We start from the raw sequence: 20810 nt of genomic DNA, 5'->3' as shown, positions 1-20810 counted from the left end.
TGCCCCTTATTGATGAGTTGCTTGGTGCAACGCTGATTGGCTTGCGTCTTGGGTTACTTGACTGGACTGATGACCATTGGGTTGATACGCATTGGGTTGATAATCATTGGATTGATACGCATTGGTAATCCATTGCATGCTGTTACTGCTGGTATCCAAAAACGCTTGTGGAAACAGCCCCAGCCAAATCAACCCAACCGCTAAAGTCAGCAAAATACCAATTTCACGCACATTCAAATCTCGATACGTTACCTTAATATCAGACAGCTTGCTCTTATGTGCTGATTGACTGTTGGCTGGCTGATTGATGAGTGCCTGTTCAATGTGCTTGCCATCACCATCACCATCACCAAACAAAGCTTGATGAATCAGAATCAGCGAATACAACCCCGCCCATACCAAGCTAAAGGTTGCCAACACCACATACCAAGGATATTGGGCAAACGCCCCAAACAGTATCAAAAACTCGCCAATAAAATTACCCGTCCCTGGAATGCCCAACAGTGCTGCACAGAAAAACATCAGTAACGCAGGATAATAACGCATCTTACCCCACATACCGCCCATCAACTTTAAATCACGAGTATGCAAGCGTTCATATAACTGACCTGCCATGATAAACAGTGCCGCTGAACTGAGTCCATGAGCCAACATCTGTATCATTAAACCTTGCAAACTCAAAAGCGTACCAGCAAATATCGCCAACACCACAAATCCCATATGCGACACACTGGTGTAAGCAAGCAGACGCTTAATGTCAGTTTGCATGAATGCCAACCATGCCCCATAAAACACCCCAATCAAACCCAAAGTCATGGCAATGGGGGCAAACTGTTGAGTGGCTGTTGGAAACAATGGCAACACAAAACGTATCAAGCCATAAGCTGCTGTTTTAATTAAAATACCTGCCAAATCCACTGAGCCTGCCGTAGGCGCTTGGGCATGGGCATCAGGCAACCAGCCATGGAATGGCACAATCGGCAACTTGACGGCAAAACCAATAAAGAACAACAACATCACCACATATTCCCATTGTCCTAAATCAGTACCCAACAGCTCATTATAATTAAACGTAATCACGCCTGTTTGGCCATGGTGCAATATGATGAGCATCAAAATGCCAATCAACATGATTAAGCCTGAGGCTTGTGTATAAATAAAAAATTTTGTGGCGGCGTATTCCTTGGTCTTACCACCAATGGCATCATGCCCCCAAAGAGCAATCAAAAAGTAGATGGGCAGTAGCATCATCTCCCAAAAGAAGAAAAACAAAAATAAATCAACCGCCAAAAACACCCCAATCACACCGCCCAAACTAAACAGCAGATTAAGATGAAAAAAGCCCACACGCCTTTGAATTTCACCCCAAGAACATGCCACTGCCATGATGCCAAGTAAAGCCGTCAGCATCACCATGAGCAATGACAGCCCATCTAATGCCAAATGAAAACTGATGCCAAAACTGGGTATCCAAGGCAACACATACTCGGCTGTCCAGTTTGGCACATGACTTGAGGTAAGTATTTGTTGGCTTAAACCATGATACTCACCTGCTTGCCATAAAAATAGCGTCAAGCCCAGCGTCATGACCATGCCCACAATGGCCGTCCACTTAGACCAATGTGGGTCAATTTTTTCTGCCAACCAACACAAAAAACCTGTGATAAACGGAATGGCAATCAGTGCAGGTAATAGTAACGAGTTTTGTAAATCCATCATCTTATACCACCGTCATCATAACCATCACAAGCAACACCGCCATACCAATCGCAAAATTGGTGGCATAACCACGAATAGAGCCGTTTTGCATGCCAAGCGTCAGCTTATTACCCACATCAGCAAGCACAGGCAACACATTCCATACCTTATCAATTGGGTCTTTTTGTAACAGCTTACCAAGCAACATAAAGGGTTTAACAAACAGCCAATCGTATAAGGCATCAAATCCCAGCCCATGATGACACCAATGGTACAGCCCCGACCCAATCCAAGAGCATTTAAACTTTTTAAGCAATCGACCCTGATTCACCACATACAGCACCACCGCCACTGCCAAACCAAACAAGGTTGCCCCCATGGCAATCCACTCAGACGTGTGCTTACCATGAGCATCTCCTGCCAGCTCAAGCATCTGCCCCACCCCTTGTGGTAAGACATCACTTAAAGAGGGGGTTATCAACGCCCCAACCCCTGTCGACAACAGCAACAGCACCGCCAGCGGTAACCAATAACTGATACCAGAAAGCTGATGAATGGGGGTTTTTTCTTCACCAAAAAATGTCAGCCAAATCAGGCGAAACGTATAAATGGCGGTTAAAAATGCCCCAAACACCCCCATGTAAAACAGATTTTGATGCCCTGTGGCATAAGTTTCCCATAAAATGGCTTCTTTAGAATAAAAGCCCACGGTTACCCATGGCAGGGCAACCAATGCCCCACCACCAACCAAAAACACATAAAACAAAAATTTATTTTTATAATACAAACCACCCATTTTAAAGACATTCTGCTCGTGATGATACGCCAATATCACCGCCCCTGACCCCAAAAATAGCAACGCTTTAAAAAAGGCATGAGTCATTAAATGAAAAATTGCCGCCTGCCATGCCCCCACGCCCAATGCCAAAAACATATAACCAATCTGACTCATGGTAGAATACGCCAAGATGCGTTTGATGTCTGTCTGTGCCAACGCACAAAATCCAGCCACCACCAACGTCAACGCACCCACCACACCAACCCACCAAAACAAAATATTAGGCGTTAATAAAAAAAGTGGGTGCATGCGAGCGATTAAGTAAACACCAGCGGTTACCATGGTGGCCGCATGGATTAACGCCGACACAGGTGTCGGTCCTGCCATCGCATCAGCAAGCCAAGTATGTAATGGCAGTTGTGCTGATTTGCCCCAAGCACCACCCACCAGCATGGCAGTTGCCAATACCAAAATGGGATTATTCATGCCAAAATGTAAGACCGCCAACTCATTGATGTCGCTGATGTTTAATGTGCCTAATTCTTTAAATAATAAAAACAAACCAAACGCCAAAAACACATCACCCACACGAGTTACAGTAAAGGCTTTCATCGCCGCCCGCCCATTGGCTCGTTCTTTAAAATAAAAGCCAATCAGCAAATAAGAACAGATGCCCACCCCTTCCCAACCGAGATAAAGCAATAATAAATTATCTGCCAGCACCAACAATAACATGCTGGCGACAAACAGATTCATGTAACTAAAAAAGCGGGCAAATCCTGCTTCACCTTTCATATACCAACTGGCAAATAAGTGAATTAAAAACCCCACCCCTGTGATGATGCCTGTCATGGTCAATGCCAAACCATCAAATGCCAAAGCAAATTTAGGGGCAAAATCACCCACCTGTAGCCATTGCCACAGCGTAACGACCACAACAGCACCGCTGTCATAACTGCTTAAATAAATGACTGAGCTAATCAATGCCACCACCGCTGAGACAGCCATACTGCCCACACCGATGATGGTTGCCGCCATCTCATTTAAACGGTCACGCATGACCGCCAACATCAAAAAACCAATCAAGGGAGCAATGAAAGTGAATGCCAATAAATTCATGCCTACCCCCGCAAATCATTTGCCGTATCGACATCTAAGTGCCGACGACGATGATAAAATTGTAATAAAATTGCCAAACCGATGGCGGCTTCTGCTGCTGCCAAGGTCAAAATAAAGATGAACATAATTTGCCCATCAGGATTTAACCAGCGACTGCCCGCCACCACAAATGCCAATGCCGCCGCATTCATCATTATCTCTAAACTCATCAACATAAATAATAGGTTACGGCGTACCATCACGCCACAAAGCCCAATGGTGAACAATATCCCTGCCAATATCAAAGCATGTTCCATTGGTACAAAGCCAAGCAGTTGTTCACTGACTTGTGGGGCTTGACTCATCACCACTGTGGTTGATGAATCCAAGGCTTCACCTAATGGCACATCACTAAATGGTACAGAATCTGCCACAGTGTGGACATCTCCAACTAATAACCACATCAAGGCGTCTCCTCATCGGTACTGAGTTTTTTGCCATGTTTGGCTTGAGTGGCAAGCTCTTTGGTCAGATGGGCACGGACTTTACCATGATTATCATTACCATGGTTACTGTCATCTGTGTCATTAATGACAATTATCTTCTCGCCTTGTTCATCATACATGTCATGCTTCATACTGCCATGACTGACATTTTCATCATCAATCGCTTTTTTGCCAATGTGATAAGCACTCACCAATGCCGCCAAAAGCAATAATCCAGCCACTTCCACCAGCAATCCATAATCAGTAAATAAGCGAATTCCCACCTGCTGAGCGGTAACTTCATCAGCACCGATTAATCCAGCATCACCAACAGAAGCAACTTGCCCCATATCTGCAATCATCGCAAACAATATCAACGCAATGATTAACGCCACACCCACAGGTGTTGCCCATATTTGACCATTAAGCCAACTGGCTTCTTTGGCATCATTGGCTTGTCCTAGATTTAGCATCATGATGACAAACACAAACAGCACTAAAATCGCCCCAGCATAGACAATGATTTCTAAAGCCCCTGCAAATGAAGCCCCAATCAAAAAGAAAATCCCTGCCACCGCCAACAAAGACACAATCATGGATAAAATGGCATGAACAGGATTGGGGTGCATGATAACCCGAAGACTGGCCATAATGGCGACCAAACCCAATACATAAAAACCAACCAAAGAGCTGGTGGCAGAAGACATAGCCAATGGAAATGCCAACAGCGGTGCTGTCGAAACAGTGAGTAAAGACATCATGGCAACAAACTCCGTACATTGACAGGCTCTGCTTCATTTTGATGCGACCCTTTGGGCTTATCGTCGGTTGCCATGCCTGTTACTCTATAATAGTTGTATTCTGGGTATTTACCCACACCACTGATGAGTAAATGCTCTTTTTCATACACCAGATTTTGGCGGTCATATTCACCAAGCTCAAAATCAGGGGTCAGCTGAATGGCGGTGGTTGGACACGCCTCTTCACACATGCCACAAAACACACAGCGACTAAAATTGATGCGAAAAAACTCAGGATACCAACGCCCATCTTCTCGCTCTGCCTTTTGTAGGCTAATACAACCCACAGGGCAAGCCACCGCACACAAGTTACACGCCACACAGCGTTCATCGCCATCAGGGTCTCGGGTCAGCACAATGCGACCACGAAAACGGGGCGGCACAGGCGCAGGCTGTTCAGGGTATAAAATCGTGTCTCTGGGTCTTAGGGCGTGGCTATTGACCATCCACATTGAACGCACAATGGTAAACATGCCCACTGCCGTATTTTTTAAAGTTGCAAACATTTAATTCACCATCAAAGTCACAAAAGCAGTCGCCAAAAGGTTTAGCAGTGTTATGGGCAAGCACACTTTCCAGCCAAAATTCATCACCTGATCGTATCTGGGACGCATGAGTGAGCCACGAATTAGCACAAACAAAGTCATAAAAAACAAAGTCTTAATCAAAAACCAGAACACAGGGGGGACAAAGGGCAAATCCAGATTAAATGGGGCAAGCCAACCCCCAAAAAATAAACAGGTCATGAGTGCTGAGATGACAACCACATTGACATATTCACCGATAAAAAACATGCCAAATTTCATACCTGAGTATTCCACATGATAGCCCTCTGCCAGTTCTTGTTCCGCCTCTGGTTGGTCAAAAGGATGGCGGTGGGTAACTGCCACGCCTGCCACACAAAAGGTTAAAAACCCCAAAAATTGTGGAATGACATGCCAAACATCTGCCTGAGCTAGGACAATATCACGCAGGTTAAATGACCCTGTCATCGCCACCACGCCCATAAGCGATAAGCCCAAAAAGACCTCATAGCTTATCGTCTGAGCCGCTGAACGCAGACCGCCAAGCAAAGCAAATTTATTGGCAGAAGCCCAGCCGCCAAACATCACCGCATACACCGCCAAACCTGCCATGGCAAAGAAAAATAAAATGCCAATGTTCCAATCTGCCGCCCCCAATGTGGGTGATAAGGGAATGATGGCAAAAGACGCCAAAGCGGTAAACATGGCAATGGCAGGGGCCAATATAAACATAAACTTATCAGCAAATGACGGTGTCCAATCTTCTTTAAAAAAGATTTTGAGCATATCAGCTGGTAATTGCCCCAACCCAAAAATGCCCACTCGATTGGGCCCATAACGGTCTTGCCACAACGCCAACATACGCCGTTCATATAAAATCATCAATGCCGCTACCAGCACCAAACCAAGAAAAATAACCAACGTTTGCCCGACCATAAACAAGGCTGACCATGTCTCATAACTCAATGTCCCTGCTAACAACTGTGGCACATCTGGGATAACACGCAACGTCTGCACGGTTTGCGTTGCTTCCATGGTGTGTACTGCCTCCATGATTCAGACCTCGCCATTGTCAATGAGTTGGGGAGCGTGAACGGTCTGTACTTTGACTGTGAACGCTTGACGATGATTGATGATGGGCATCAGATTGGCAATAAAGCCAATACACCCATCTGCCATGCTGTCATCAATATGTATCGGATAAGCAAACTCTTGGGAGTCGTTGATGATGGTCAACATGTCATCTGCTTTAATTCCAAGCCATTTGGCAAGCTGTGTGTTGATGCGATAACTGGGAGCAATTAATTGTGATTGCACCACAGCACTGCGTTTTGCCATCGGTGAGCTGGCGTATAAATCATAAATCGGTACTAACAATAAACCATTTTGGTTGGTGTGTTGTTGGGCATTAACTGATGATTGATTGGCAAAATTGTCATCTTGACCAAACGCTTGACCATGTTTATCAGTTTTATGGGCATCAGCCGTATTATCATGCCATTTATTGGCAAATAAGCACACCCCAACATCTCCTGCTTTAAGCTTACCACCGACTTTGTTTTGGTATTTATTCCATGCTTGTGGGGAGTTCCAGCCTGCTGACCATGCAAAGGGTATCATGCCACTTGGGGTCTTATCACCCACATAGCCCTCCATTGAAAATGTCAACGCTGTGTCTAAGTCTTTAGGTTGCATTGGCTCGTGTACCGATAAGGAAGCTCGCATGGCGGTACGACCTGAATAGCGTCTTGGCTCTCGTGCCACTTTTAGCCCACTGATGCGAAAATCTGCATTGGGGGCGGCGTCTTTGATGCCTTGCAAATGGGAATGAGTGGCGATTAACTCATCAATCACATCATCAAGCTGTGTCCAACCAAACGGTTCATCATTAAGGCTGGTTGCCACCGCATGTAGCCAACGCCAACCCTCTTTGATACCATATAGGGGGTGGTAGTAATTGGGGTCATATGCCTGAAAAAACCGCTGAGCCCTCCCTTCTGCTGACACCACCGTACCATCTGCTTCGGCAAAACTGGCTGCTGGCAACACAATGTCCACATGCTGATGCCAGTCTAATCGCTGATGGTCCAAACAGATGACCGTGTTATCCGTCAGTAGCCGCTTGAGTGCAACATCACTGATGGCATCAGTGAGCTGATTTTCTACCACCACTACCGCCTCAAAATCAGTTGCCAATAGCGTGTCGATGTCTTGACCACCTAACAACACCACACCCACACTGTTAACTTCTGGCACAACCAAATAAATTGATGCTTGATATTGCATACGCAACATGTGTTCATCAATGGGTATGTCTTGACGTAACGTCTGATTTTGATGTTTGTTGTCTGCTTGTTCATCTAATTGGTGATTGGGTTTGGCAGTGAGTTCTTTATCTTTTGTTGGTTGAACAAGGCTGGTTGGTTGAGCTGATTGGTTGCTGGGCTGTTTTACAGTGTTTAGCATCATGCGTTTATCAGTCAAGACACGCACCAAATGTTGACTGGCGGTGAGCAGACGGTCATCACCAAGACTAACCCCAGAAACAATCAATGGCTTTTGTGCCATCAGCAGGTCATGAGCAATCAGTATGGCCAAAGTTTTTTGCATCTTATCATGACTGGCATTGTCATTGACATTGGTATTATTTTGCTGACTGTGTTGGTTGTTCTCTTGCAGTTGTTGCCACAACTTACCCTCATCATGCTCATTTTGTAAAACTTGCTTATCCATTGTGACAGTATTTATCTGCTCAATGACCGCTTGTACCAATGCCAGCAGGTCATCAGGGGTGGCAGACAACGATAATTTGCTGATGTCGCTCAGCTTAGTATCATGTACGTCAGTAATATACACAGGACTCAGTTGGTTTTGAGCCACCCGCTTAACAGGTTCTGCCAACCACTGTTGTGCCTGCACATCATTTGCCAGTTTTTTACCTTTATTTTTGGCAGCTTGTCTGACTGCTAAAGCAATGCGTGGGCTGGTTTGGGTGATGTCTTCACCAATGACCCAGACAGCATCATGTGTCTCAATCTCACGCATACTGACATTATGGGTGTTTGTGTCTTGTAAAATATCAATGACACCTTGCACTAAGTGTTGCTGAGTGGCATTTAGCCCTGTGGAGAAGTTGTCAGAGCCGACCAATTTTTTTAGGGAAAAGTTGGTCTCTAAACTGGCTCTGGCAGAACCAATGCCGATGATTTTTTTGCCTTTTAGGCGTTTGACAGTCTCATCAAGGGCATAATCAATGTTGATTTTAACCTGTTTATCATTGATGCGTTCAATGGCTTGGGTAGGCCTGTCCGCTCGGTTAACATAGCCATAACCAAAACGCCCACGATCGCATAAAAAGTAGCCATTGACATCGTGATTATAGCGGTTTTCAATACGCCGAAGCTCGCCATAACGCTCGCCTGCTGAAATGTTACAGCCTGCCGAACAGCCATGGCAAATGCTTGGGGCATATTGCATGTCCCATTTACGATTGTAACGCTCAGAATGAGTTTTATCCGTAAACACCCCTGTGGGGCAAACTTCGGTTAAATTACCACTAAACTCACTGTCAAACTGCCCATCTTCTGGGCGACCAAAATAAACACGGTTATTAGACGCATACACGCCCAAATCATCACCACCTGCATAATCTTGATAAAAACGCACACAGCGATAGCAGGCGATACAGCGGTTCATTTCATGAGCGATAAAAGGCCCAAGCTCTTGATTGTGGTGAGTGCGTTTGGTAAAGCGGTAACGGCGACGATGATGACCTGACATATAAGTCATGTCTTGCAAATGACAATGACCACCCTCTTCACAAGTGGGGCAGTCATGGGGGTGATTGGTCATCAAATATTCCACAATGCTTTTGCGAAATGCCTTGGCTTCATCATCATCAACAGAGATGTACATGTCATCACTGGGGGCAACCATACAGCTCATCACCAACCGCCCTTTGCCTGCTTGATAATCCTCGGTGTTATTATACTGTTTGACGGCACACTGACGACAAGAACCGACCGAACCTAAGGCAGGGTGATAACAAAAATAAGGTACATCAATGCCAAGCGACAGGCAGGCTGAGAGCAGATTATCCGAGCCGTCCACATCATAAGTTTTGCCATCTATATGAATGACTGCCATGTTACACCCCCACCTTATTTTGTTGTGGTTTTGAGTTGTTCACTTTTTGTTCAAATTCATGACGGAAATATTTTAACGCACTCATGAGTGGCTCCATCGCTCCTGGGGCATGCGCACAAAAGGTTTTGCCAATCCACAAATCTCGTGTCAGCTCGGAGAGTTTGTCAATGTCGTCCGCTTGGGCCTGTCCGTTATCCATGGCATCAAGGATTTTAACGCCCCACGGTAAGCCATCACGGCAAGGGGTACACCAACCACAACTTTCACGCTGAAAAAACTGTTGTAGATTTTTTGACAAACTCACCATGTCTTGGCTTTCGTCCACCACCATCATCAAGCAAGTACCCAAACGACTGCCCGCTTTCATGATGGGGTCAAAGTCCATCACCAAATCCAAATGCTCATCACTTGCGGTCAAAAAGTCGGTACTCGCCCCACCTGGTAGCCATGCCTTTAAGCTAAGCCCCTCTTGCATGCCACCTGCCAGCTCTATTAACTCCCTTGCGGTATGACCAAAAGGCAACTCCCAAAGCCCTGCATCTTTGACACGCCCTGACACGCCCATGATTTTGGTGCCAGGGGTGGTGGATTTGCCCTTGGCTTTTGGCAAATCCAAATACCAATCCACCCCATTTAGCAAAATGGCAGGCATGTTGTTTAATGTCTCAACATTATTCACCACCGTTGGGCGACCCCACGCCCCTGAGACTTGGGGAAATGGCGGTTTGGTGCGTGGGTTGGCACGCCTGCCCTCCAAGCAATTAATGAGTGCCGTCTCTTCACCACAAATATACCGCCCCGCCCCTGTGTGAACATGCAAAGTAAAGTTAAACTCCGTCCCCAAAATCCCATCACCCAGCAAGCGATTGGCGACACACTCGTTAATGGCGTTTTGTAAGCGCTTGGCAGCTAGGACATACTCGCCACGGATAAAGACATAGCCCACGCTCGCCCCAATGGCATAGGCACTGATGAGCATGCCCTCAATGAGCTGAAAAGGCAGACGCTCCATCAATAGGCGGTCCTTGAATGTGCCAGGTTCCATCTCATCGGCATTACAAATCAAATAACGCACCCCCCCATCAGGCGGGGTCATGAATGTCCATTTTAGCCCTGCGTTAAACCCTGCCCCACCACGCCCACGCACATTGGCGGTTTTTATCATCTCACCGACTTCTTTGGGCGATTTGGACAGGGCGTTTTTTAAGCCAACAAAACCGTCCAGCTTTTCATAATCTGCCAGTGTCAGCAGTGCATCATGATGATACAGTCGCCATGTCAAAGGGTGCGTTTGTGATGTTGGTGCTTGCCCGTCCGCCAGTCCCACGCCCCAGATTGGGGTTTTTTGGCGGTTAAGCTGGCTTGGGGCAAGTCCGTTTTTACGAGCGTCAATCTGTTCGCTGACATTTGGCTTATTCATACATATTGCTCCAATAATAGACCGACCTCGGACGGCAGCACAGGGCCATAAGTGTCTTCATCTATCAGCACACTTGCCCCTTTATCACAATTTCCCAAACAACAAATTGGCAACAGGGTAAACCTGCCATCAGCTGTGGTTTGCCCAAACTCAATGCCCAGCTGTGCCTTAAACTCAGCCACAAGCGTCTCATAACCTGTCAAATAACAAGCAATGCTATCACAAACCAAAATCACATGTCGCCCAACAGGCAAGCGATAAATGCGATTAAAAAATGTCGCCACCCCCTCAACATCTGCCACACTGATGCCAAGCATGTTGGCAATGGCGGCCACTTGGGCATCATTGACCCAGCCGTTACGCTTTTGCACCAGTTTTAGGGCATCAAGCACCGCCGCCCGGGCTTGTGGGTAGTGATGAATGTGATGATGAATGCCGTCAATTTCTTGGGGCGTTAAAATGGCGTGAATGTCCACTTTGGGGGTTTTGTCGGTAACAATTTTCATGGTAACCTTTTGCATTTAAAATTCTAAAACATTGTGCCAATGATTTAATAATGATATTTAATAACGATATTTAATAATAAGTTAAGGCATTTAATAATGAATTAAAGCTTAATTAAACCTGAATGCCCAATTTTTAGAGCCAATACCAATAAAACAATAAAAATTAACATTTTAAAAAAATTTGGGCTAATCTTAGCTCTTAACCAAATGCCAACATACAATCCAATAATAGACAATACGGACAGTAAAAATATTAAACCGTATTCACTCTTATTTAATAACCAATACTGGTCTTTTAGCATATATATTTGAACAATTTTCGCCAAAAGATAGCATAGATTGCTTGCTTTTGCGATACGATTTTTATCCTCTGTTTCACTCAGCAAAAATATTAACAATATGGGGGACATGGCATTGGTTGAACCGCCAATAACGCCTGCCAAAAACCCAAACAGAACCATATTTTTATTATTGGCAACCACTTGAATGTTTTTTGCTTTTGCACATACATTTAAAATACCATTGACAGAGTAGTACAATGTAATGATTGCCATCAGTAAAAACAGCCAAGACACTGGAAGTATCAAAAGCAGCTTTACCCCCAAAATGCTGCCAACGACGCTACCAATAGCAAGCAATTTATAGGTTTTTAAATAATAAACAATCTCTTGGTAAAAACCCTTTTTGTTATTGCTACATAGAACCAACAAGCTCATTAACAGGCTTGGTAATGCCACCAAGGCAACAACCTTAGACAATGGCATGATAAAAGCCAATGCGGTTGTACCGAGCATCGGAAACCCCATGCCTGTAATTCCGTGCAGTATGGCGGCAGCAATAAAAACAATAGATTGTATTATTTCTTGCATGACCGTCCTTTATAAATGCCCATTTTAATAACTCTTAGAGCAATTTTTAAATCACCATCAATCTTTGACGAAAAGGCAGTTACCTATCACAATCCGCCATCACAATATCAATGCTTGCCAAATAAATAATCGCATCAGACACCAAAGAGCCGTTAATCACGCTGGGCATCTGTTGCAAATGGGCAAAGGTTGGCGTGCGAATGCGTGTGCGATAGCTCATGGTGGATTTATCGGATATGACATAATAGCTGTTAAGCCCCTTAACCCCCTCTACCATGCACGCCGACTCTCCTGCTGGCATGACAGGTCCCCATGATACTGATACAAAATGGTTAATCAGCGTTTCAATGTCTTGTAAGGTACGCTCTTTTGGTGGTGGCACAGCCAATGGGTGGTCAGCCTTATATGCCCCAGATGGCATGTTATTTAGGCATTGTTCAATGATGCGTAGACTTTGGCGAATCTCTTCAATTTTGACCAAACAGCGGTCATAAGCATCGCCGTTATAAAACACTGGAATATCAAACTCAAAGTTTTCATAACCCAAATACGGTCTCGCTTTACGCAAATCAAACTCAATGCCCGTCGCCCTTAGTCCTGCCCCTGTTACGCCCCATGCTAGGGCATGTTTGGCATCATATTGGGCGACATTTTGCGTGCGTCCTTTTAGCACACTATTGGTCATGGTTGCCTTGACATATTCATCAAGGCGTTTTGGCATCCAGTCCAAAAATTCACGCACCAACCGCTGCCAGCCATTTGGCAAATCGTGAGCCGTACCGCCTATCCGAAACCACGCAGGGTGCATGCGATAGCCTGTTACCGCTTCTATGACATCATACGCCTTTTGACGGTCAGCAAACATATAAAACACAGGGGTCATGCCACCAGCGTCTTGGATAAATGTACCCCAATAAAGCAGGTTATTGGTAATCCTAAAAAACTCACTCATCATAATGCGAATGACATTGGCACGCTCAGGGGTGCTAATGCCTGCCAGTTTCTCCACCGCCATGATGTAAGGCAGCTCATTCATCACCCCACCCAAATAATCAATGCGGTCGGTATAAGGAATGAACGAATGCCAAGTCTGACGCTCCGCCATCTTCTCCGCCCCACGGTGATGATAGCCAATGTCAGGGATACAATCCACAATCTCCTCACCATCAAGCTGCAACACCAAACGAAACGCCCCATGAGCAGATGGGTGGTTTGGCCCGATGTTTAAAAACATAAAATCCTCATCACGCCCAGAGCGTTTCATGCCCCACTCTTCTGGCACAAAGCGTAAGTTCTCTTGCTCAAACTCTTGTTTGGCGGTGTTTAAAAAATAGGGCGTAAATTCGGTGGCTCGTGCGTGATATTCTTTGCGTAATGGGTGTCCCTCCCAATATTTGGGCAATAAAATGCGTGTCAGGTGCGGATGCCCATCAAACACCACCCCAAACATGTCCCACACCTCACGCTCATACCAGTTGGCATTGGGATAAATCTTGGTCGCAGATGGAACATGCTCACCTTCTTTTAAAGCAACCTTAATGCGAATGTCTGAATTTCGCTCCAAGCTCATCAGATGATAAAACACCGTAAAATCACTGTCAGGCAAACCATGGCGGTACTGACGCAAACGCTCATCAATGGCGGACAAATCCACAAGCATGACAAAGGGCTTGGGCAATGTGCGTAAAAACATCAGCACATCAAGCACCGCCCTTTTATCTACCCAAACGGTCGGAATGCCGTCTGCCGTTTCTTGGATAACAAGATTTTCAAACTTAGCGTTTAGCTCGTTTAAAATGTCAAAATCGTGAATGTGGTGAATGCTCATAATGCCAACTTTTTATAATATGTTTGTTAAATTGGTCGCTTGCGTGGGGCTTGCAGTCTCCAAACACTTTAACTAAATGGCAAATTATAACGCAAAATCGCTTTTTTTTACGGCATATTTATGATAGATTACGAGAAAAATTGAATGATAAACCATTGTGAGATATAAATTTATTTTATAATTGATGGCTACATCTTGATTGACAATAAATACTTTAAATACTTTATTTGATATAAAATTGAGGAATTTCTTAGGTTAAGGATATACCCGTATAACATGAAAACAGTCTATATAGAATGTGATGTTGTTACGCCAGCATGCGAGAATATCTTAAAATACCCCCCCCAATACAGAAAATTTGGCAGATGTGCAAAAAGTCATCGCCGAAGCATTGCTTGATGAAGCATTGCACACCAAGATGTCTATTGGTGCGTGCAACTATATTTACCAAAAACGAAATTTACCTCACTTAGGCGAGAATAATTTTTACCTTTCACAATGGCTAAACGAGACACTAAATAAACAACTTGACGAAAAAAATAGAAGGTTGGTGCAATTTGCAGTGGCGTGTGCTAGTGAAACACTAATTACTGACTATCTAGACATTCTATCCAAGGATAACACCATTCAAAATATCTGCTATGAAGTTACCAAGAGACATGCCCTTGATGAGCGTAGTCATTCTGGTGTGTTTAGCCATGTCGCCTTGGAAGTGCTAAAAAATGAAAGCAAAGAAACTAGAACGCTATTCATTAATACTCTAAAATCTACCGTACCTTTATTTGCACATACTGAAATGAAAGAATGGGAAAAAATCTTTGGAATACTTAATTTTCCTAATTATCAAGAAATATTAAGAGACACGGATACATTAAAAAATATTGGTATTTATGATAACTCAGTCAATAAACTGTTACTAAGATTGGGGGCAATGTGATGGAATTACTTGGTCTTAGCATAGATATTGTTGTCTTTTTATTAATAGGTTCTTGTATTGCAGGCTTTATTGATGCGATTTGTGGGGGTGGCGGTCTTATTTCTATTCCTGTATTATTAACCGCAGGATTTAGCCCCGCACAGGCGATTGCCGCCAATAAGTTACAAGGAACAGTAGGAGCAATTGCCTCCACCCAATATTATTTAAACAAAGGTGTATTAGATAAAAAATTACTCATTGCTTTATTGCCTCCTGCTATAATTGGCGGTGCAATCGGGACTGCCACTTTATCTTTGTTACCTAGTACACTCCTTGAAAAAATTCTCCCTTTTTTGTTAATTGCAATGGCTTTATATTTTTATTTATCCAAGAATTTGTCAGATACCACAAAGAAAGCAAAGATGGGTGTATTTCTATTTTCTTGGACAATTATCCCTGTTATTGCTTTTTATGACGGATTTTTTGGAGCAGGTGCAGGTACTTTTTACCTACTTGCAGTAACTTCTTTACTAGGTTTTGCCGCTACCAAAGCAATGGCATATTCAAGAGTACTTAACCTAGCCAGCAACCTAATTTCCTTACTTGTCTTTATTTATTTAGGCAAGATGGCGTGGATGGCAGGTATTTTAATGGCAATTGGCGAAACAATTGGAGTATATCTAGGTAGTCATTTAGTTGTAAAAAATGGTGCAAAACTTATGCGTCCTTTGGTAGTTATTGCCTGCGTGCTAATGGCAATTAAATTACTATGGTCATCATCTTGATTTCAAGGCAAATAAGTCCGCAAGCATGACAAAGGGCTTGGGCAATGTGCGTAAAAACAGCAAAACATCAAGCACCGCCCTTTTATCTACCCAAACGGTCGGAATGCCGTCTGCCGTTTCTTGGATAACAAGATTTTCAAACTTAGCGTTTAGCTGATTTAAAACATCAAAATCGTGAATGTGGTGAATGCTCATGATTTCCAACTTATTTTTGGCTTGCAACTGCTTGCTGTTTGGGTTTGGGCGGTTGCCCATTTTTATTTATTTAAATGTGGTTTAATTGCTTAAACATAAATTTCGGATTTGGCAAATAATACCGCTTGACCGCCAAGCAATAATCTATCGCCTGTCATCCTGCCATACAAAATGCCCGTGCGTTCACTTGCCTGAAAACCAATCAACTCATCTTTACCAATCTTATCTGACCAATAAGGGAAAATATGGCAATGAGCCGAACCACAAACAGGGTCTTCACTAATGCCAATTTTTGCTCCAAATGAGCGAGATACGCAGTCAAACTCTGCCCCCTTTGTGGTAAAATGACATAACACGCCGTCTAATTGAGCGATTTTTTCATCATTGACTTCATAGTTTTTGACTATATTTTCATCATCAAACACACACAATAAATCACGCCCTAAATAGACTTCTTTTGGCATTACGCCCAAAATCTCACCAATTTTAGCGACATTATCCACTTTTTTTAATTCAAAAATAGGTAAATCCATAAATAGTTTATCGCCAATTTTTTGTACGATTAATAATCCGCTCATCATGTGAAATTTTAAAACTTCTGGGCAATTTTCTAAGGCAGTATACAAGGCGAAAGCCGTTGCCAATGTGGCGTGTCCGCACAAGATAACTTCTACTTTTGGGGTAAACCAACGTAACTCAAATTCATCATTTTTTGACACAACAAAAGCGGTTTCGGATAAATTATTTTCTTTGGCAATATTTAACAATGCGTCATCATCAAGCCATTTATCCAAAAGACAAACGCTGGCAGGATTACCTTTAAATACCTCATTGGTAAATGCGTCAATGGTAAATTGACGAATGGATTGTGTCATTTTTATGCCTTAAATTAAATACAAATGTCGTTTATCACACTTGCCTAAACTGCTTCATTTTATTATCTACCAACGCATAGACAATATGAGTTTTTACGATTTTAAATAACTCTATTACTCGCCTGTTACTATGGCAATAAATTCAGCTTCTGTTAATTTTGGCGTGTCATTAGCAAGCTCATAATAGCCCGCTTTTTTATCAATAAAGATTTGTGATTTCAATTTAAAATCCACCTCATCAAACAATCCTGCCGAAACATAATAATTATCCGTGCCAAACTGATGAAAATACAGATGACTGCCACAAGTTTTGCAAAATGCTCGCTCACCCCATTCAGCACTCTGATAAGTGCTGATGTGGTCGGTATCATTGGTTTTTATGCTCTGCACCATTACCGTAAAACCTGCCGAACCGCCCCATTTACGGCAGTTATTGCAATGGCAAGCGTGAATTTCTTGATTGTCCGCTGTTTCAATGGTAACGGCTTTACATAAACATTGAGCTTTCATGGATTTCCCTTTTTGGATTAACAGTTAATGTTTAAAATTATGATTTAAAACGCATCATCTTGCATTAAAATATGATGAGATGAAATTATCAATAATATAAATCAACAAATACTCTCATTAAACATTATTCTTAATTTAGACTCATCAATATCAGATGTTTCTCCAATCAGACACACCAAAACAGGACAAGTTAACAAGTCTACTGTTATAGGTAAAATATCATTATTAATAATTTTTACCTCATAAAAACTAGGTAAATTTTTAATTTTTGATAAAAATAAATTATTATCTAATTTACTTTTATTTTTATGATTAATCAGAAAGACCACTTTGGATTTATTTAAAATTTTTGAATAAAAAATATTGTCTTTTGCACTTTCGTAAAACTGTGTCAAATCTTGATTTAAGTAATTATAGACACTTAATTCAAGCAAGTTTGGTTGGTAACATTTTTCAAAAATAATAGGTGCAACTCCTCCGTGTAGTCTTGCCCCCATTTCAATCATCACTGGATTAATATAGCCATTAGCACTTGATTTTGCCAACAACTCCATATGTACTGCTCCAAATTTAACCTCCAATGCTTTTATACACTGTGTTGCATATTGAATGATGGCTTGGTATTCTTTATTTTCAATATCTAACATCTGCATATTTTCATAAACAAACTTACTGCCATTATGATGACCTTTTTTATAAACACACAAACTACAAATAAAAATATTATCATCTTGCACAATCATATCCACAACAAATTCATCACCAGTTTCAAATGATTGTAAAATATAATTATCATTCTTTATTCCCAGTGCATTAATCTTTTCCCAGTTAATATTTTTTATATAATTAGATAGTGTTTTTTTATTTCCAAAAAACATCACGCCATCACTGCCTGCTGAATTAACAGGTTTAAGAATATAACCATTTTTACTATCAAAAAAATATTCACTGCCAGCATTGATAAGCTGGCTTTTTATATGCTTTAAACCACTTTCTTTTAAAGCATTTTGCATTATAAATTTATCTCTTCGTTTTAAGCCACTACGCACAGAATTTCCTGCCACTCCAAAATATTCTGCCAGTTGCTCACCAATGAGTACGCCTGTTTCTGCACCAATAACCACCGCCAAGATTTCATCTCTACAAAATTTTTCCTTACATTCTTGCACCGAGTAAATCATCTTATTGATAAAATAAGTACCATCAAAACTAAAATAGTCCATATTCATATCATCATTAGCAAGTACCGCATAGCATTGATAGCCTAGCTTATGAAATTTTTCTGCATATAATGCACCAGTAGAAAAAGGGTCTACAATTAAAATTTTACCTTTATCCATAAACCATACTCCTAATAAATCATGATTTTTATCAACTGGACTTTTAATAAAAATTTTTAAATTTAGCCATAAATTATGTGTTGGTGGAAGTTCTACTGATAAAAAATTTATTTACATATAACACAAAAATAATCAATGCCACTAATGGTAAGAATATTTGAGCAACATTGACATGATATGTGCTGGCTAATATATAACCAAATATTAAACTAGCACCTGCCTGAAATATGGTATAAAATACTGCACTAATTTGACCAATAAAAGCAGCTTGTTCTGTATTTTGTGCCAATAAAGATAACTTTTCTCTGACCAGTATCCTGATGCTATTAATAAAAAATCCGATAAAAAAACATACAGCCAGTGATAACATCTTAATATTTGATGTAACAAATATTAAATCAGCAAAAATTAAACATATTGCCATTACCAAACAATATTTGGCATTACTTTTTGGAAAAACTGCACAAAAAGCTCCCACACCAGCAAAAGCACTGGATAAACCAAAATCTTGGGCAGTCCATTGTTTAACTTCTTGAAATATAATTGGTGTCGTTAAATTAAAACTAACAATATGAATACCAACAAACCCTAATATAAAGCATAACAAATAAATTTGTTTTTTATCTAAAAAATAAAGTTGACTAACAGTTTGTTTGTTGTTATTCTCTTCGATTTTTATTTGAGCAAAGTACCCATCTTTTGCCCACATCATAAAAATAATGGCAAAAACAATATCTACTAAAACAATACTTGCCATTGAATAAAAAAAAGATAAATAATTTAATAGCATTCCTCCTATCATTGCCCCACCAAATGCACCAATCTGTATAACGGTTTGCATATATCTTGATGCCTTATTTGCAGAAACAATGTTATTAACAACAAGATGATTATTGTAAGTCTCATAATTACTTAGTATGCTAACTCCCAATAATCCAGATATTAATGCAAGACCAATAAAACCATATATTGATGGATTAAGTGCTGACAAAATAAAAATAATGGAATAAAATAAAATGCGTGAAAGCATTAAATTATGGATAGACAGAGACAGCAAATTAATTTTAGAAATTCTTTTTAGTAAAAAAGGAATGATTGTGCTAATACATAATATCAATCCAAGAATTAAAGGGTTTTTGGTTGTCTGATAAGACAACCAAATTACCATAATCAGCAATGCCATATCACTAAAATAAAAAACAATCAAAGCACCGTAGAATTTTCTTAAATCCATAGTATTTATTTTCCATTTTATTTCTTATAGTATCTTTCAAAAGAAAGTGGGCATTGCATGGATTTTTCATCATTTGTAACAGGCAACATATATTGAACCCATTCCAACTCTCCAAGTTGATAATGACCAAGTAAAGGACTTCTAGGAATTAAATCATAATTATCTATATTTTTTCTTATTTGTTCCCTAATGGCATACCCAGCTTCATTATCTCCTGCAAACACATCAAAACGCTCTCTTGGGTTAATAACCAAAATCAAAGTATCACACAGGTTTCTACTTAATCTTAAATGATGGTTTGGATGGCTAACATTAATAAAAATTTGCACTCCATGAAAACACATTGTCCAAAACTCTTGATTTGGATTAAACGGAATTTCTCCTACCCAAGATTTTTCATCATTATCAATCAAGTATTGCAGGGCTTGGACAAAGATATCTTGATAGTCTTTGGTTTGACTATATCCTTGCACAGGTTCAAACACAACCAACAATGGGTAGGCTGTATTGAATTTTCCGTCCCAAGCTGATATCGCTAATTCTAGGTAATTTTTCAAACCTTGTGCAAAACACTCTAAATCATATTGTGCCTTATCCTGCATATAAACTATTGGTAAAAATTTTACCATGCCTTGGGCAAATGCCTTGCGAGCAAATAGACATGGAAACAATGCTTTTTGTTTTGCATTATCACTATTAAATCTTCCTAAAATTTGTCTCCCCATATCGCCTAACCAACCTTGCATTTTGGCTATTTCAGACTGAGTATACACAATACCATTCATTAATAAATCCTCATTCTA

Annotated in this window: 19 protein-coding genes; 2 read left to right on the top strand and 17 right to left on the bottom strand. The window is 41.5% G+C overall.

Annotated features, from left to right (window positions below; genetic code table 11):
- Positions 1-6: 6 nt before the first annotated feature.
- From nuoM to nuoC, 11 genes are all read right to left on the bottom strand, one after another.
- Entirely contained in the window at positions 7-1719 is a 1713-nt protein-coding gene (gene nuoM, locus WDM69_RS03285; protein WP_422393263.1) for an NADH-quinone oxidoreductase subunit M, read from the bottom strand.
- A gap of 1 nt (position 1720) precedes the next feature.
- Positions 1721-3595 carry an NADH-quinone oxidoreductase subunit L gene (nuoL, locus tag WDM69_RS03280; RefSeq protein ID WP_338755670.1) on the bottom strand — a complete coding sequence of 625 codons (1875 nt, stop codon included), beginning with the start codon at positions 3593-3595 and terminating at the stop codon, positions 1721-1723.
- A 2-nt stretch (positions 3596-3597) separates the two neighbouring features.
- Complete coding sequence (nuoK, locus tag WDM69_RS03275; protein WP_078306309.1) at positions 3598-3939, bottom strand: NADH-quinone oxidoreductase subunit NuoK; 342 nt, start codon at positions 3937-3939, stop codon at positions 3598-3600.
- Positions 3940-4037: 98 nt separating this feature from the next.
- Positions 4038-4766 carry an NADH-quinone oxidoreductase subunit J gene (gene nuoJ, locus WDM69_RS03270; RefSeq protein ID WP_338755865.1) on the bottom strand — a complete coding sequence of 243 codons (729 nt, stop codon included), beginning with the start codon at positions 4764-4766 and terminating at the stop codon, positions 4038-4040.
- Positions 4767-4816: 50 nt separating this feature from the next.
- The gene (gene nuoI / locus WDM69_RS03265; RefSeq protein ID WP_338755669.1) at positions 4817-5365 is read right to left on the bottom strand and encodes an NADH-quinone oxidoreductase subunit NuoI; all 549 of its coding nucleotides are present in this window, start codon (positions 5363-5365) and stop codon (positions 4817-4819) included.
- Entirely contained in the window at positions 5366-6319 is a 954-nt protein-coding gene (gene nuoH, locus WDM69_RS03260; RefSeq protein WP_338755864.1) for an NADH-quinone oxidoreductase subunit NuoH, read from the bottom strand.
- 120 nt (positions 6320-6439) lie between these two features.
- Positions 6440-9529 carry an NADH-quinone oxidoreductase subunit NuoG gene (nuoG, locus tag WDM69_RS03255; RefSeq protein ID WP_338755668.1) on the bottom strand — a complete coding sequence of 1030 codons (3090 nt, stop codon included), beginning with the start codon at positions 9527-9529 and terminating at the stop codon, positions 6440-6442.
- 1 nt (position 9530) lies between these two features.
- Entirely contained in the window at positions 9531-10949 is a 1419-nt protein-coding gene (nuoF, locus tag WDM69_RS03250) for an NADH-quinone oxidoreductase subunit NuoF (protein ID WP_066886446.1), read from the bottom strand.
- Positions 10946-11455 carry an NADH-quinone oxidoreductase subunit NuoE gene (gene nuoE / locus WDM69_RS03245; RefSeq protein WP_338755667.1) on the bottom strand — a complete coding sequence of 170 codons (510 nt, stop codon included), beginning with the start codon at positions 11453-11455 and terminating at the stop codon, positions 10946-10948. Before nuoE ends, nuoF begins: the two co-directional genes overlap by 4 nt.
- A gap of 101 nt (positions 11456-11556) precedes the next feature.
- Complete coding sequence (locus WDM69_RS03240) at positions 11557-12324, bottom strand: sulfite exporter TauE/SafE family protein (RefSeq protein WP_338755666.1); 768 nt, start codon at positions 12322-12324, stop codon at positions 11557-11559.
- 79 nt (positions 12325-12403) lie between these two features.
- Complete coding sequence (gene nuoC, locus WDM69_RS03235) at positions 12404-14152, bottom strand: NADH-quinone oxidoreductase subunit C/D (RefSeq protein ID WP_338755665.1); 1749 nt, start codon at positions 14150-14152, stop codon at positions 12404-12406.
- A gap of 367 nt (positions 14153-14519) precedes the next feature.
- Between nuoC and WDM69_RS03230 the strand changes: the two genes are divergently transcribed.
- Together WDM69_RS03230 and WDM69_RS03225 are read left to right on the top strand one after the other, a co-directional pair.
- Positions 14520-15089, top strand: a complete 570-nt coding sequence (locus WDM69_RS03230) for a diiron oxygenase (protein ID WP_338755863.1) — start codon at positions 14520-14522, stop codon at positions 15087-15089.
- Positions 15089-15853 (top strand): TSUP family transporter, encoded by a 765-nt coding sequence (locus tag WDM69_RS03225; RefSeq protein ID WP_338755664.1) that lies wholly within the window; start codon positions 15089-15091, stop codon positions 15851-15853. Before WDM69_RS03230 ends, WDM69_RS03225 begins: the two co-directional genes overlap by 1 nt.
- Here WDM69_RS03225 and WDM69_RS03220 read toward each other — a convergent pair.
- The 6 genes from WDM69_RS03220 to WDM69_RS03195 all read right to left on the bottom strand — a co-directional run bounded on the left by WDM69_RS03220 (position 15845) and on the right by WDM69_RS03195 (position 20792).
- The gene (locus tag WDM69_RS03220) at positions 15845-16108 is read right to left on the bottom strand and encodes a hypothetical protein (RefSeq protein ID WP_411350491.1); all 264 of its coding nucleotides are present in this window, start codon (positions 16106-16108) and stop codon (positions 15845-15847) included. The two genes, WDM69_RS03225 and WDM69_RS03220, sit on opposite strands and share 9 nt — an antisense overlap.
- A gap of 29 nt (positions 16109-16137) precedes the next feature.
- Positions 16138-16923, bottom strand: coding sequence for a PhzF family phenazine biosynthesis protein (locus WDM69_RS03215; protein ID WP_338755663.1), 786 nt, complete (start codon positions 16921-16923; stop codon positions 16138-16140).
- A 114-nt stretch (positions 16924-17037) separates the two neighbouring features.
- Positions 17038-17433 (bottom strand): GFA family protein, encoded by a 396-nt coding sequence (locus WDM69_RS03210; protein WP_338755662.1) that lies wholly within the window; start codon positions 17431-17433, stop codon positions 17038-17040.
- 101 nt (positions 17434-17534) lie between these two features.
- Complete coding sequence (locus WDM69_RS03205) at positions 17535-18773, bottom strand: ATP-grasp domain-containing protein (RefSeq protein WP_338755661.1); 1239 nt, start codon at positions 18771-18773, stop codon at positions 17535-17537.
- A gap of 73 nt (positions 18774-18846) precedes the next feature.
- Positions 18847-20007 carry a hypothetical protein gene (locus tag WDM69_RS03200; RefSeq protein ID WP_078306199.1) on the bottom strand — a complete coding sequence of 387 codons (1161 nt, stop codon included), beginning with the start codon at positions 20005-20007 and terminating at the stop codon, positions 18847-18849.
- A gap of 17 nt (positions 20008-20024) precedes the next feature.
- Entirely contained in the window at positions 20025-20792 is a 768-nt protein-coding gene (locus tag WDM69_RS03195) for a YqcI/YcgG family protein (RefSeq protein ID WP_078306198.1), read from the bottom strand.
- Positions 20793-20810 lie beyond the last annotated feature (18 nt).

Source organism: Lwoffella lincolnii, assembly GCF_037201985.1.
In the GTDB taxonomy this organism is placed as follows: Bacteria; Pseudomonadota; Gammaproteobacteria; order Pseudomonadales; family Moraxellaceae; genus Psychrobacter; species Psychrobacter lincolnii.
Note: the sequence above shows the minus strand (reverse complement) of the source record. Positions and strands in the feature narration are given on the sequence as shown.

Excerpts from the sequence above, each read along its gene's own strand:
- WDM69_RS03215 (WP_338755663.1), bottom strand. The coding sequence starts at position 16,923 with ATGACACAATCCATTCGTCAATTTACCATTGACGCATTTACCAATGAG.
- WDM69_RS03240 (WP_338755666.1), bottom strand. The coding sequence starts at position 12,324 with ATGCAAGAAATAATACAATCTATTGTTTTTATTGCTGCCGCCATACTG.
- nuoE (WP_338755667.1), bottom strand. The coding sequence starts at position 11,455 with ATGAAAATTGTTACCGACAAAACCCCCAAAGTGGACATTCACGCCATT.
- nuoM (WP_422393263.1), bottom strand. The coding sequence starts at position 1,719 with ATGATGGATTTACAAAACTCGTTACTATTACCTGCACTGATTGCCATT.
- WDM69_RS03205 (WP_338755661.1), bottom strand. The coding sequence starts at position 18,773 with ATGGATAAAGGTAAAATTTTAATTGTAGACCCTTTTTCTACTGGTGCA.
- WDM69_RS03220 (WP_411350491.1), bottom strand. The coding sequence starts at position 16,108 with ATGGGCAACCGCCCAAACCCAAACAGCAAGCAGTTGCAAGCCAAAAAT.
- nuoI (WP_338755669.1), bottom strand. The coding sequence starts at position 5,365 with ATGTTTGCAACTTTAAAAAATACGGCAGTGGGCATGTTTACCATTGTG.
- nuoF (WP_066886446.1), bottom strand. The coding sequence starts at position 10,949 with ATGAATAAGCCAAATGTCAGCGAACAGATTGACGCTCGTAAAAACGGA.
- nuoH (WP_338755864.1), bottom strand. The coding sequence starts at position 6,319 with ATGGTCGGGCAAACGTTGGTTATTTTTCTTGGTTTGGTGCTGGTAGCG.
- WDM69_RS03195 (WP_078306198.1), bottom strand. The coding sequence starts at position 20,792 with ATGAATGGTATTGTGTATACTCAGTCTGAAATAGCCAAAATGCAAGGT.
- nuoL (WP_338755670.1), bottom strand. The coding sequence starts at position 3,595 with ATGAATTTATTGGCATTCACTTTCATTGCTCCCTTGATTGGTTTTTTG.
- WDM69_RS03225 (WP_338755664.1), top strand. The coding sequence starts at position 15,089 with ATGGAATTACTTGGTCTTAGCATAGATATTGTTGTCTTTTTATTAATA.
- nuoJ (WP_338755865.1), bottom strand. The coding sequence starts at position 4,766 with ATGTCTTCTGCCACCAGCTCTTTGGTTGGTTTTTATGTATTGGGTTTG.
- nuoG (WP_338755668.1), bottom strand. The coding sequence starts at position 9,529 with ATGGCAGTCATTCATATAGATGGCAAAACTTATGATGTGGACGGCTCG.
- WDM69_RS03210 (WP_338755662.1), bottom strand. The coding sequence starts at position 17,433 with ATGAAAGCTCAATGTTTATGTAAAGCCGTTACCATTGAAACAGCGGAC.
- nuoC (WP_338755665.1), bottom strand. The coding sequence starts at position 14,152 with ATGAGCATTCACCACATTCACGATTTTGACATTTTAAACGAGCTAAAC.
- WDM69_RS03200 (WP_078306199.1), bottom strand. The coding sequence starts at position 20,007 with ATGGATTTAAGAAAATTCTACGGTGCTTTGATTGTTTTTTATTTTAGT.
- nuoK (WP_078306309.1), bottom strand. The coding sequence starts at position 3,939 with ATGAGTCAAGCCCCACAAGTCAGTGAACAACTGCTTGGCTTTGTACCA.